The sequence below is a fragment of the Paraglaciecola sp. genome, assembly GCF_051252315.1.
Classification (GTDB): Bacteria; Pseudomonadota; Gammaproteobacteria; order Enterobacterales; family Alteromonadaceae; genus Paraglaciecola.
Genome location: NZ_JBPOFP010000029.1, coordinates 1 through 13,676 on the forward strand (window position 1 = coordinate 1; position 13,676 = coordinate 13,676).

Consider the following 13,676-nt stretch of genomic DNA (forward strand, 5'->3'; position numbering starts at 1 on the left):
GGGTGAGCAATTCTCTAATGACCGAAAGTATAACGCCTTATTGCAGCTAGCTGATAAGTTTGAACTTGCCTATCCAGAGCATGATAAACCGAGAGAATTTAGGCTATTTGCTTACATTGAATTAGCAGAATTGAAGCTTAAGAAAAACGATAAAGAAGGTGCCATACCTTTATTTGAAAAAGCTATTTTAATCGAAAGTAAGCGCAAAAAAAGCTTAACTAAAAAGAATGAAGAACTAAAAAATCAACTTGCTAAACAATACCTAACATTGGGATTAAAGTCGTTTAAATCAGACTTAAATAAGGCAATAGAAATGTTCAATGAGAGTTTGAAATATAAGCCTAAAAACAATAAGGCACGTCAACATTTGATGCGTGCCACGCGTGTTCGAAATAACCTAAACAGAATAAAAAAACTAAACGCTAGTTCTTCTTAATTTTGTCTAATCTAGCTTTTAACTCAATTGCTTGAGCTCGATATAAACTAGCACTTGAATGATCTGGGTTCACTTCTAAGACTTGATCCCATTTTGCAATGGCTATATCCAATTCTTGTCTACGGAAAGCTGAAGAAGCTTCTCTGTGGAATTTGTCGGCGATATCTTTTTGCAAAATCAGCATATCTTCCATTGCTTGTAAATTATCTTGATCTAGATTAGTCGCCAATTTGAAATTTTTGAAGGCGGCTAATGACTCACCATTTATTAGGTTTAACTGTCCTGCATCTGCGTAATAGTTAGCGGCTGATTTATTATCAGTATCCGTTAATTCTTTAGCTCTGCCAATATAGGCTGTTAATGCTAAATTTCTCGTTTTTTTATCAAACTCACCAAAACTTTTTAAAGCTTCTACTTTTTCGGTTGCAGCTGAAAAACTGCCTTTTGAATTTAAAGATTCTAGCTCGTCAATCAAAGAACTGGCGGTAATTTCAGGCGCTTTCGGTGCTGCAATTTCAACCTCAGCTTCCTTAACTGTCTCAGCAACGTCTGGAGTGTCGGCAACAACATCGGCTTCCGGTGTTTCTGCTAATGGTGCTTCAGGTGCAACAACTTCAGCGGTAATAGATTGTTCTTTTTTACGTATCGTTTTTGCTAGTTGGGTTAATGGTATTTTAATTTGTTGGCCAATATCTACACGACTTGGGTTAGATATATCGTTATATTTTGCTAATGCATAAAACTTTAGAGCGGAACCTAAATAACGTTTGGCTAAAGTTGACAAACTGACACCAGAAGTTAAGTCCACCGTAAAAAAGTCAGCAGGAAAGTATTGCGTTGATTCTGTGGTTATTTGTTCAACTAAATTTTTGGCGCTATTACTGCGAGGAACGGCTTCTAAATATGCATTTAGTTCGGCCAATGCTTGACCTTCTTCGCCATTTTCTAGCTTTTCGAGAGCTTTGGTAAAGCGCTGTTTTGCTGTTAAACCAGCTTCAGCCGTGTAATTGATTAGCTCTTGAGTCGTTTTAGATTTGTTATTCGTGTTAACAGAGTCACTCTGTGCTGATTTCTCGCCAACGGCACCGCATCCCATCAAAACTAAACAACCAATAACGGCCGCTAATTTTGATTTACTTTCCATATAACTCATTGTTTATAACCCCTGAATATTATTAAGGCCTTTACTTTAAGGCTACTTGTTTCGAAAACACTATACTAAAAAATATGACGACTATTTGAGACTAGGCTTTTCGAGTTCGTATTTATACATACAACCATAACATTTTGAATATTATATAGTTATGTGTTTTTGTTGAAAACCTTAAAAAGGTAGATCGTAAACAAGAATTTTAATGCCCGAATAGGGCTTTGTATAAGGGTGTATTGCGTGAAGCTTCACCGACTAGCTGATTCTATTTACTGAGGCAATATTTAAACCTTACAATTTTTCTTTCAGAATCGACTCTTCTCTAGCATAGGTTAGTAAATCACCTGGTAAAATTAGGTTTGCATTAACGTATAAAATTATATTGTCTGTATTTATTTTTGACTAGTTGTAGTTAACTTTTTGTATCAGTTTGTCGCATTAACAGTCCTTTAAATTGCTAGTTTTCTAAATACTAGGCATAGTAGTTTTTTGACCTAATTCGGAATAATGGTAATGAAATTAACGCTTATGTTTGCACTACTGTGTATGGTTAGCTTTGGGGCTTTGGCTAAGCCAGTCTCAAGACAAACATCGCCTAATATCATTTTTATTTTTGCCGACGATTTGGGGTATGGTGACCTAAGTAGTTTTGGAGCCACTGATATTCAAACGCCTAATATAGATTCATTGGGCAAACAGGGTATTACTTTTACTGAGTTTTATTCTGCATCATCCATCTGCTCTCCATCGCGCGCTGGATTGCTTACAGGTCGAATGCCTCAAAGAATGGGTATTAATGGGGTTTTCTTCCCAGACAGTTGGACGGGAATGCCACCAGAAGAAGTCACAATGGCAGAAGTATTAAAAACCAAAAACTATCAAACCGGCATGGTGGGTAAATGGCACTTAGGCCATCACCAAAAGTTTTTGCCTTTGCAGCAAGGTTTTGATGAATATTTTGGCATTCCATACAGCAACGATATGGACGGCGTAGTTTATATGCGTGGTAATGATGTTGAAACAATGAAGGTTGATCAAAGTTTAATTACTAAAACTTACACCGATGAGTCACTAACATTTATCGAAAAACATAAAGATAAGCCATTCTTTTTATATGTTTCTCACAATATGCCTCACACTCCTATTTATGCTTCAAAACCTTTTTTAGGTAAGTCTAAACGAGGTTTATATGGTGATGTAATACAGGAGTTAGATTGGGGAGTTGGGCAGATAATCAATAAAGTTGAAGAGTTGGGGTTGTTAGAAAACACATTAATCATATTCTCTAGCGACAACGGCCCTTGGTTATCGATGAAAGAATACAGTGGTTCTGCAGGCGGTTTACGTGAAGGTAAAATGTACACGTTTGAAGGTGGTATGCGTGTACCTACTTTAGCCATGTGGAAAGGCAAAATTCCAGCAGGAAAGCAGTATCATAATGTGGTCACTCAGATGGACTGGTTTCCAACATTTGCAGCTATTACAAATACTACCCTCAATCACAATATTCCTATCGATGGTAAGGACATTACACAAGTTTTAACATCGAGTGGTGCTCGCCAAAATACTTTTGTGTATTTTGACAATGCAAAGCTGGATGGTTACCGAAGCGGCGATTGGAAACTAAAACTTCCTTTTAAGGGGTATAAAGGCTCTCCTTGGAAAAACGCTGTTGCTCCACATGGCCTGTCTTTGTTTAACTTAAAAAAAGATCCTGGAGAGACAGTTAATTTAGTTAAAAAATACCCTCAAATGGTTGAGCAGTTAACCAACGAAATGCACCAGCAAGCTAAATTATTAGGCAAGCTTCCTGCTACGATCACAGTGCGTCAAAAAGCGGATGAGAGCCAAGTGCCCTTTGTGAAATGAGCTTTTTGTAAGAGTAAATTGTTAATTAGTCTCCTTAAAAAACAAATTAATGTTAAGGACCTTTTTTTGACTAATAGTGCCATTAAATTGTCTAAATAATTTACACTTCTAACTTTGGTTTATATAAAAGCCAATATAATCAAACGCTTGCAGCTTGGCATACTAAGTGCTTTGTATTAAGTAGTAAAACAGTATCAAATTTTGTAAATGACCTATTCTATATGGGTCAGTTAATAGCCAAATTAATCTTTGGCGTTAAGGGAATCAGGTAAAGATCTTCCCTTAGATGTAAAGAAACTGCAAAGTAAAGCCCTAACGGGGTTTCATGAAATAACTTTGGTTACGTGCCAAAGTACTATAGCCGAAGCGGGACTTTCGGCTTTTTTTTGTCAATTTTTCTATTTCCTATTTAATCTGAGTACAATTTAAGAAAGTACCTAGCATAGTGCAGTATTAAAAAGCCCTAGAAAATTTAATCATGTGTTTGCTAAAGCCAGTTTGATTGTACTTTGTACTACAAGTACTCCGCCTCTAATGGTTGTTGCGCAATTGAAGGTTTTACAATGTTGTTGCGATATTGTTTAGGTAATTGCCCGGTATTCGCTTTAAAAACGCGATTAAAGCTGACTGCTGAAGCAAAGCCACTTTCCAACCCAATCACTAACATAGACCAGGGCCTTTTATTCGGGCATACCAGTAAGGTTTTTGCATGTTCTACCCTATAGTGATTTAGAAACTGATTAAAATTAGCTGCATTAAAATGTAATCTAATTGCTTGGCTTATTTTGTATTCTGGTACTTCTAATCGACTGGCAAAATCTACTATTTTAATATTTTCTTTTAGAAATATTTTTTCGTCTCTAATGAGAGCTCTAATGCCATCAATTAGCACTTGGTCTACTTCTTCTGATAATTCATCGGTATTGTCTTTTTGACTAAGCAGTGTTTGTTCTCTTTTTTGCAAACTTAAAACGATTTGTACGGCAAACATAACGAGCAAAGCAGAAGAAGCAATAAACCATGGTTCAGCTTGATCATAGTTGTTTTCATTAGTTAATATTTTGGACAAGATGGATGAATTAACCACTGCAACCAAAAAGCTACTAGCAAAAATATAGCTCTGCATTTTTTGTATTTTAGATTTTACTTTAAAATTTCTTAAGGCCTCCCAAAAAGACAAAATCAAAATACAGGAAGACAATAGTTGGGTGCTTTCATTCAAGCCAGTTTTAAAATGTGCCATGGCTGACACGATAGAAGGACTTTGGATATTCAATTCGCTAACGAAATGCCACCCTTGATTAAGTATTATCAGCATAGCTATCAAGAGTGCCACGCATACGTGTCGTCTTTGCACGGGGTTTTGTTTGCGAAACAGAGCCCGAGATAATAACCACATAACATTACAAGTAGCGCAAGTGGCCAACCCAACCACATATTGATAAGAGCCTAAGCTGTTGGCACTTAACTTCTGAATACACATCATGCTGATAGAAAAACAAAAAATGGCATACAAGTAGTTAGTTAACGCTTTGTCTTTAGTCAGCGCTTGCTGAAGCATAAAACTAAAACTGATAGTTAAAAGCAGCCAATAAGAAACTGTGTAATCCATATCAAACTCAAAAAAGACTCTAATCAAAAAATAATTATAGGGTTTTTGGTAGCAAAATAGGAACTCACATTTGTTAGGGAATATTTCATAAAACGGGTATACAAATTCGAATTTTGATAAGAAATTGCCAGAGCAGTCGTTAGTCTCAATAGCAACTTAAAATACTGTTGGGATGTATATCACATGCTGTCAAACACCGTACATAAGGTTTCCACAAACAACTTTTTTCAATTAAAAAAATTCCTTAATTTTAGTATTACTGCTTGGTTCACAAGCTTAATTATCGCTCAACTGGTTTTTGTGAGCTATCTACTTTTCGGATATGGCTATACCGCGACGACGAGTGGATGGTCAAAGTGGATACAATTTAACAATACGGCTTATGTAGAAAATGACATGCTGGGCAATCTAGCGTACGCAAGTCACGTACTGCTAGCTATAGCCATGATTTTAGGCGGGAGTCTGCAGGTTTTACCCAGTGTACGAAATCGTTTTAGAAAATTTCATCGCATAAATGGCCGTATTGTAGTTGGCCTAGCCTGTTTTATTTCATTGGCTGGTATGTACCTAATTATATTTCGCGGTACCGTCGGTAACTTATTCATGCACCTTTTAACAAGTTTTAGTGGCTTGGTCATTTTAGTGAGCGGTTACATGAGCATTAAAACCGCGAGAAACAAAAATTTCACAGCACATAAAGTTTGGGCTATCAGACTTTATTTAGCTGCGAATGGCGTATTGTTTTTTCGATTAATGATATTCGCTTGGTTTGCGGTGTTTGGTACTTTGGGTGTTAACACCGAAGATTTCACCGGCATCACAGTGATGTGTGTCAGCCTGGCTTCCTATGTTTTACCACTACTCATGGCGGAATGGGTAAGGGATTCAAACAAACATCTAAAGCCAATCATCGCTTTTCCTTGCGCTTGTATGTTGTTAGTCGTCAGCGCCATATTTTTACTAGGCTTGTTTGCCATCGCTGCAGGTAGTTGGTATCCGAGTGTTGTTAGGTAAAGATTGATTGTCGTACCTAGCAGGGCTTTTCACCTACGGGGGGCGTATTTAAAATAATGGTGAAGAACAACTAGAATTAACGTTTGTGAATACTTTGAAAGAGTAATGGCGCACCCGAGAGGATTCGAACCTCTGACCTCTGCCTCCGGAGGGCAGCGCTCTATCCAGCTGAGCTACGGGTGCCGATCATCATGGACGTGTATGTGACTCACTTAAGTTAAACAACTAAGCCTAGTACATATCCCACTTAATCAAGCGAGCGGTGATTCTAATGAATTGCGGGGTATTTTCCACTTTTATTTTGTCATAAATTCATTACTTTTTAAGTGTATAAAAGTATTGACCGATTTTATCGGGGTGTTATCGTTATAATGTAACACTAATTGGGGGATGTATGGTAACAAGAAGGCAATTTACTATTGGAGCGGGGGTCATGGCTTTTAGTGGCTTATCGACTAGCTTATTAGGCAAAGCGCAAACCAATAGTATGCAAAAAACCGTGGTGGGATATGGCCCTCTGGTGGTTGACCCTAATAAATTACTAGATTTACCTGCTGGTTTTTCATATCAAATTATTTCTGAACTAGACCAAGTTATGAATGATGGTTTTACTGTACCGAATAAAGCAGATGGAATGGGCTGTTTTTCATTAGATGAAGATCGAGTGATATTAGTCCGTAACCATGAACTGACTCCAGCTGATTTAGCCAAATTACCCTCTAAACTAAAGAATCATAAAACACCTTTGGCCTATGACCACACTGTTGATGGTGTGGCTCTTCCAGGTGGAACCAGTAACTTAATTTATAACTTAAAAACAAAAACTTTAGAGCAAGAATATTTGTCACTCGTTGGCACTATACGTAATTGCGCTGGTGGTGTAACACCTTGGAATACATGGTTAACATGTGAAGAGTCGGTAATGACTCCCAGTGATGGCTTAACTCAATCTCATGGGTTCATTTTTGAAGTGTCACCAGAGGCAAAAGGATTGGTAGAGCCTATACCATTAAAAGAGATGGGCCGTTTTAATCATGAAGCGGCAGCGGTCGATCCTCGCACGGGCATAGTGTATTTAACGGAAGATCGTGGCGACAGTTTGTTTTATCGATTTATGCCCAAGGAATATGGCCAGCTACAAAAAGGTGGTCAATTACAGGCCTTAGTCATCAAAAAACACGCTCAATTTGATAGCCGTAATTGGGCGAGTTCTTCCATGTTAGTTGGTGATTGGTATGACACACAGTGGATCGATATTCATAACCCAGAAAGTCCCAACGATGATTTACGTAAACAAGGTTATAAACTTGGTGCTGCAGTATTTGCACGAGGCGAGGGGATCCATTGGGGAGAAAACGAATTCTATTTTTGCTGCACCAATGGGGGAGCAAAAAAGCTAGGGCAAATAATGCGTTATCAACCTTCTATCAATGAGGGGAAGCCAAATGAAAATGAAAGTCCTGGGCGCATTCAGTTGTTTTTAGAAAGTATGGATAAATCTTTGTATAACTTTGGAGATAACTTAACTGTGACACCTTTTGGTCACCTATTAGTTTGCGAAGATCAATATACGGATGTGTCCGACAATCACCTACGAGGTGTCACACCTAAAGGTGAATTGTATTGTTTTGCCCAGTTAAGAATACAAACCGAAACCGCCGGTGCGTGTTTTTCTGCTGATGGTTCCACTTTGTTTTTAAATATTTATTCGCCGACTAAAACGGTAGCTATTACAGGCCCTTGGGATCACTTTGCAGTGTAAGTGTTTGAATTGTATGTGACACTCATTATTCCGAATTCAGGTTACGCAGGTCAGGTACATAACTTAAAGCAATAATTTTTGGCCTTGTTTTGCTAGAACAAAATCAAGATTCAAATTGTTTGCTTGGGCTAATTGTTGTTGAATAACGTCTCTGGGGTTTGGACCCTTTGCCAAGTCGTATTTGATGTGACTAATAATAATTTTACTATTCTGCAAAGCGCTTTTATCTACTAATAAATCGTTAAAAGTATTGAGCTCTTGCATGAGCCAATTAGGGGTTAAATGCCCAAACAATAGGTTGTCGGGTCTTTGATTGTTAAATGAGACTTCTATTACTAACCCTCTTAGGGTTTTATCTTTCATCAGCATGGCTAAGTGCTGCCATACTGCTTTTAACTTACCTTGTTTTTCAACTGCATCTGGCCCTGTGTCGCCAAAGTATACAAAAATGTCATTGTCTTTTTCTATGATAAAAGCAGTGGACTCTAGTGGATGGCTCAAACTAAAAGCCGTTACTTGGAGTGAGGTATCTTTTACAGCAACGGTTTGTTTTGCAGTTAAATCGACTAATTGATATTGGTTTAACCTAGGTTTCTTTCCTCGATCAGTGAAATTTGCCCATGCTTGCCAGTTAAAATAGGTATCTAACAGGGTTTGGTTTACAGAAGGCAAGGCATAAATGGGCTTAGCGCTATCTTGTGGAGACGATATCAACATGCCTGCTACGTGGTCTAAATGACCATGACTAATAAGATAGGCTTTGATGTGGTGTCGAAAAATGATGCCATTGGTTTGCCATTTGGGATCATGTGCTAATTGTAGTTCTGAGAACGTTTGATTTTCTTTTTGTAAGCCAACGTTTATACCATTAATTATACTGCCAGCGTCTAGCGCAATGTAGTTATTTTCAGATAGTGACCGTAGTAAAAACGAGCTCAAATTTCCGTCTTGGATGCCTCCTGTATCGCCTAAAGTGACCAGTTCAAAACTAGGCTCCAGGTTTGAGTTGTTTTCTTTTGCGTAGGCTTGGCACATACAACAGACTAATAAAAACAGGCATATTAGTTTCATGTTAGGTTATTTATCCTGTTGGGCAATGCTCTGCTTATAAAATTGTAATGCATGAGAGTCGTCGTGATCCGCCTCTTTTATTTCGGCCATTAACCTTAAATCTTGTTGGCGGTTGGCTAACTTAATCGCTTTACTCAATACTTTTTCAGCTAACACTTTGTCACCAGAATAATGGGCAATATGAGCTAATGCTGATAAAAGATCTACATTGTGTTCGTCTTGTTTAATCCATGTTTCCAATTGACGAATGGCGTTGACCGGGTTAGGCAATTTTATTTGTTTGAACAAGGGAACTAGCAAAGGATTAGGGCCAGATTTTTGATATTCAACGAGTACTTTTTCTGCGTCTGTAAACATACCTTGGTCAATCAGTTGTTGAATATAGGCCGCTTGTTGCCCTGGATCTTTTCGAGTTGCTCGAGGTTGAGCCTGCCAATTTTGTTTTAGTTCTGCGGCCCCTTGTTTACTAGCGATTTCGGCAAAACTTCCTTTTGAAGCTTGTTGCACCCAAGTTTGATAATCACTGCCTAACGCTTTTTTCCAGCCTTTTAATTTGGCTTTCAAGTTTTGCCACTGGTTAGCTTGACCTAAGGCTTCTGCCCAAAGTTTGATAACAGGTGTTTGCTGTTTTTGTTTGTCAGTTAAGGCTTGAATTAAACTTAAGGCCTGGTCGGGGCTTTGCTCTTGCAAAGCACTACGTATTAAACAAATGTTAGCGGCTAAGGTCGATTTATCGAATGTCGTGGCCATCTTCCAATAGGCCTTAGCTTGCTCTGGGTTGCCTAGTTGTATTTCTACATCAGCTGCCGCGAGTAGGTTGATACCGTCAAAATCTTCATTTTCTACCTTAGCGAGTTGGTCTTTTGCAGCTAAGTAGTTGGTTTCAGCAAGTGCAATTAGACCTTGCCTAAAGGCTTTTTGTTTTTTTCTGTATCCCCAATTTCCTAACCAGTTACGAGAGCCAGACGCGGCTTTCAGGGATGTTTTAATTAGCCAGTTGACCAGCATAAAACCAACGAAGATAAATATCAGACACATGGCTAAGGAAAATACGTTCATTTCCACTACCCAGCCACTAAATTCAACAAACACATAACCTTGGTCGTCGAATATCATAGCCCCTATCATTAGTGCAATGAGTAATACTATGAGCACAACACATATTCTGATCATAATGGGTTAGCCTCTGTTACAGGCTCAACTTGTTCTGCTGTTTCTTCTGATAAATTTTCTGGGTTCGTGGTTATGTCAGTAGCCACTTGTGGCGCAGGTTTAAAACGGTTATCTAGGCGCAATGCAATGGTGTCTTGCAGTAACGGAACCGCGCTAAATTGTTCTGGGTAAACTTTGTTAATATCGATATTTTGTAATGCTATTAAGCTTTGTATAAATTGCTGTACATTGTTTTCTTCGAGGTCAAAGTATTCCTGACTGACGAAAAGTGCTGTTTCTAAGAATTGACGATATAAAGTTTGGTTTTCGCGCAACACAGCCACTTGGGCTTGCAATAATGCGAAGGATAATTGTTGTTTAGACAGCCACTGTTCCTGATCAGTCATAAATGGTTTTATTTCAGCTGTTTTACGTTTCACACTAAAAAAGTTTTGAGTCACCTGTTGCCAATTGTTAGCCAAATTAGTGCGCCAGTCATTAACTGCTTCCGTGTTATTGGTTACTTGAACTGACTCTGGTTTTTTAAAAAAGGCTAAAGGCAGGTTATTAACTTGGTTAACTAATGCGCCCACTTGCAGCGCGACTGAGTCGATGGAAACAGGGTTAATTTGTTGCAAGCTTTGTATGTCATTCGCTAATTTTTCACGAATAGGCAGTAAACTTGGATCATTTAAATCTTCTAATCGAATATCTGCTGATTCGAGCATCATGCGAGAGGTTTTAACGTCGTTCTCTAACCATAGTTTTCTGCCAGCCATTCGAACTAAGTAGTCTGCTTCTGCAAGTAACCAATCTGATGGTCGCCTTCCTGTGACATCAGCTAAATTTTGTTTGTTGGTACTTACTTGTGATGTAACGCCTTCTAATTCAGTACTTAAACTTTCCACATTAGACTGCAATGTCTGATTTTGTTGTGCGAGTTGACCACCTATTTCTTGTGTAGCAGCAAGTGTTTGGTTTACTTGTTCTTGCTGATTGTGAATGGCTGAGTCTTGCTTAGCTAATACTTGAGATTGTTGTTGAGTTTGCCCCTGCCATTGCATCCACACCCAATAACCAGCGCCAATTACTCCTGCTAACAATAATAAATTTATAACTGTAAATAACCATAACAACCCGGTTTTCACTGGCGAAGCAGAAGACGATTTTGAACTTGCAGGCCGGCTTGTGGTTGCATTTGGCTTTTTTGTATTATTGCTAGACGTTGATGAATTTGATGTCACTTTTTTTGCTGCACCTTTAGTTGTGCTAGATGAATTTTTTTCTTTGGCTAATTGTTTTTCTAAATCAGCCAAAGTTTGTTGATCCGCTGGGGTGAGTTTGTCTTGACTGTCTGCCATTTAAAGCTCCGAAGAATGTCTTGCGCGAATTATAATTGTTTGGCGCATTGTATAAGTGCCTGATCACTGGCGTCTTTACTAATTGTTATTTGATCAGCTCCTAATTTAGAAGCTATCTGTGCAGTGCGTTGACTAACCACTATCCATTTTAGTGTAGTTAACCAAGAGGCATTAAAATAATCAAATGCCGCTTCGATCACTTCGCCACTAGTGGCAATAATGCAATGAATTTGAGCTGGACGCCAGTGCTGAGTGGATAAAGGTTTGCTGACTCTTTGCCTTTTATAAACTTCCCATTCTTGAACTAGGGCACCGCGCGCTTTTAAGGTGTCAGATAATAACTCTCTTCCGCCATAACCTTTCATAATAACCAAGGTTTTATGATTAACTTGATGCAACTCTTCTAAAGCTAAAAGGCCTTCTGTTCTGGCTTCTTGGGGCACAATAACCGATATACCCGCTTGGGTTAAAATAGTTGCAGTACTTTGGCCAACGGCAAAAAATTGTGCTGCTTTTGGCCATTGTTCTTTTAGTAATACACACTGCTGAGCTGCAACTGTACTCGTCACAATCACCAACACATCAGGCTTGTCTGCAAGTTGAGTAATTTTATCAGGTAACGTGGCAATCGCTTTGTTATCAATAACGGTATCAATTAAACCGCAAGCAAAGGTTTCCAAGCCTTCTAAATTGAAGGCTTTTGAACTAGCTTGGCATTTAGCTTGGGGTCTAAGTAGCAGGTAACTCAAGAATAAGGCCTTTGGTGTTTATTTAACGTGTAGCGCAGCTAAAATCTCACCCGCTCCTTGGTCTAGTAACAATTGTGCAACTTGCTCTCCAATTTGTTCGGCTTCATCTACTGTACCGCTTTGCGTAGCGTGCAGTAATGTTTTTCCATCGGTAGAACCCACTAGGCCACGTAAGGTTATTTCGTCTTCACTTTGTGACTTATTGATTACCGCAAAACTGCCTATTGGCACCTGGCAGCCACCATTTAATTTGGCATTCATTGCTCGTTCGGCTCGCACCCGAATTGAGGTGTCTAAATGATTTAATGGAGCCAGTAATTCGATTAGTTCTTGGTCATCGTTGCGACATTCAATACCGACTGCACCTTGTCCCACAGCCGGCAAAGATAGGTCAGCAGGAATTTGATATTGAATACGTTCTTGCATGCCTAAGCGAATTAATCCCGCTGCGGCTAATACTATGGCGTCATACTCACCCGCATCTAATTTTGCTAATCGCGTATTGACGTTCCCGCGTAAATCTTTAATCACTAAATCAGGGCGTAATTTGCGTAATTGGCATTGGCGTCTAAGGCTAGAGGTGCCAACTACGGCATTTTTCGGCAGTGCATCAATGTCTGCATAGGTATTAGACACAAAGGCATCAAAAGGATTTTCACGCTCACAAATAGCATGTAAACCAAATCCAGGAGGAAACTCTACAGGTACATCTTTCATTGAATGTACGGCAATATCTGCTCTACCTTCAGTCATCGCCACTTCTAGCTCTTTTATGAATAAACCTTTTCCGCCAATCTTAGCTAAAGGTGTATCTAGAATCTTGTCACCTTGTGTGCTCATTGGGACTAATTCCACCTGAATATCAGTGTGAGCTTCAAGTAATGCTGCTTTTACGTATTCAGCTTGCCACAAAGCTAAGGCGCTTTTTCTTGTGGCGATTCGTATGGTTCTTGCTGACATTTAAGTTCCGTCATAGAAAGAGATATTTTATGAGTCAATATTACCAGAAAAGCTCACAGAGTGGAGTTAAAGCTTGATGGATAATAAGGGTAATTGTCTACCAGGAATACTTTGGGAAGGTGTGTCACCTATTTTAGTGGCGCCTTGGGATAAATAGAAATCTTCGGCATTAGGGTCACTGTGAATAATGATCTTGTTCAATTTCTGTTTTGATACTTGTTGTCGAGCAGCATTCAATAAACTTTTACCGATCCCTTGCCCGATGTAATTTGGATCAATAAATAGTGCTATGAGCTCAACCAGTTTATTTGAATCAAAATGTAATGCATAAAAGCCCAAAATAGAGTGGTCTTCACTTTGAGCACTTTGAAAAAGCCAATTATTGTCGTTAATTTGTTCTGGGGTGTAAGTTAATTCGGTTTTACAGTTTGCTAAAAACTGCGCGTCATAGCCCCAGTAAGCTTTAGATTTTAAAGCCAAATCACTTAGTACTGGGGCGTCGTTTGGGTGAACATTGTGGATTAAATATTGTTTCACCGG

12 protein-coding genes and 1 tRNA gene are annotated in these 13,676 nt (G+C 38.8%); 4 read left to right on the forward strand and 9 right to left on the reverse strand.

The features are described 5' to 3' along the window. Positions 1-436 (forward strand): hypothetical protein (locus tag ACSHXM_RS07705; protein ID WP_435688172.1); only part of this gene is annotated, 436 nt, incomplete at its 5' end. On the opposite strand, the gene ACSHXM_RS07710 is transcribed toward ACSHXM_RS07705, so the two are convergent. Then, entirely contained in the window at positions 423-1,589 is a 1,167-nt protein-coding gene (locus tag ACSHXM_RS07710; protein ID WP_435688173.1) for a LysM peptidoglycan-binding domain-containing protein, read from the reverse strand. The genes ACSHXM_RS07705 and ACSHXM_RS07710 overlap by 14 nt on opposite strands. A gap of 510 nt (positions 1,590-2,099) precedes the next feature. Here ACSHXM_RS07710 and ACSHXM_RS07715 point away from each other — a divergent pair. Beyond that, the gene (locus tag ACSHXM_RS07715; RefSeq protein ID WP_435688174.1) at positions 2,100-3,455 is read left to right on the forward strand and encodes a sulfatase family protein; all 1,356 of its coding nucleotides are present in this window, start codon (positions 2,100-2,102) and stop codon (positions 3,453-3,455) included. 514 nt (positions 3,456-3,969) lie between these two features. Here ACSHXM_RS07715 and ACSHXM_RS07720 read toward each other — a convergent pair. Next, the gene (locus tag ACSHXM_RS07720) at positions 3,970-5,067 is read right to left on the reverse strand and encodes a helix-turn-helix domain-containing protein (RefSeq protein ID WP_435688175.1); all 1,098 of its coding nucleotides are present in this window, start codon (positions 5,065-5,067) and stop codon (positions 3,970-3,972) included. Between the two features lie 300 nt (positions 5,068-5,367). Here ACSHXM_RS07720 and ACSHXM_RS07725 point away from each other — a divergent pair, with 300 nt between their 5' ends. After that, on the forward strand, positions 5,368-6,081 hold the full coding sequence (locus ACSHXM_RS07725; RefSeq protein ID WP_435688176.1) for a DUF2306 domain-containing protein: 714 nt from the start codon (positions 5,368-5,370) through the stop codon (positions 6,079-6,081). Between the two features lie 106 nt (positions 6,082-6,187). Here the strand turns inward: ACSHXM_RS07725 and ACSHXM_RS07730 are convergent. Then, positions 6,188-6,264: transfer RNA gene (locus ACSHXM_RS07730), tRNA-Arg, on the reverse strand. A gap of 211 nt (positions 6,265-6,475) precedes the next feature. On the opposite strand from ACSHXM_RS07730, the gene ACSHXM_RS07735 reads away from it, so the two are divergent. Continuing rightward, complete coding sequence (locus tag ACSHXM_RS07735; protein ID WP_435688177.1) at positions 6,476-7,843, forward strand: alkaline phosphatase PhoX; 1,368 nt, start codon at positions 6,476-6,478, stop codon at positions 7,841-7,843. 63 nt (positions 7,844-7,906) lie between these two features. Here the strand turns inward: ACSHXM_RS07735 and ACSHXM_RS07740 are convergent, their stop codons facing one another. From ACSHXM_RS07740 to ACSHXM_RS07765, 6 genes are all read right to left on the reverse strand, one after another. Further along, entirely contained in the window at positions 7,907-8,914 is a 1,008-nt protein-coding gene (locus ACSHXM_RS07740; protein WP_435688178.1) for an MBL fold metallo-hydrolase, read from the reverse strand. Between the two features lie 6 nt (positions 8,915-8,920). Next, positions 8,921-10,087, reverse strand: a complete 1,167-nt coding sequence (locus tag ACSHXM_RS07745) for a heme biosynthesis HemY N-terminal domain-containing protein (protein ID WP_435688179.1) — start codon at positions 10,085-10,087, stop codon at positions 8,921-8,923. Continuing rightward, a complete protein-coding gene (locus ACSHXM_RS07750; protein WP_435688180.1) occupies positions 10,084-11,427 on the reverse strand; it encodes a uroporphyrinogen-III C-methyltransferase in 1,344 nt (447 codons plus the stop codon). The genes ACSHXM_RS07745 and ACSHXM_RS07750 overlap by 4 nt, the downstream gene beginning before the upstream one ends. Before the next feature lie 29 nt (positions 11,428-11,456). Continuing rightward, positions 11,457-12,176 (reverse strand): uroporphyrinogen-III synthase, encoded by a 720-nt coding sequence (locus tag ACSHXM_RS07755; protein ID WP_435688181.1) that lies wholly within the window; start codon positions 12,174-12,176, stop codon positions 11,457-11,459. 18 nt (positions 12,177-12,194) lie between these two features. Then, positions 12,195-13,136: a hydroxymethylbilane synthase gene (gene hemC / locus ACSHXM_RS07760; protein ID WP_435688182.1), complete on the reverse strand. Its 942-nt coding sequence runs from the start codon at positions 13,134-13,136 to the stop codon at positions 12,195-12,197. Between the two features lie 66 nt (positions 13,137-13,202). Then, a complete protein-coding gene (locus tag ACSHXM_RS07765; protein ID WP_435688183.1) occupies positions 13,203-13,673 on the reverse strand; it encodes a GNAT family N-acetyltransferase in 471 nt (156 codons plus the stop codon). Positions 13,674-13,676: the final 3 nt, after the last annotated feature.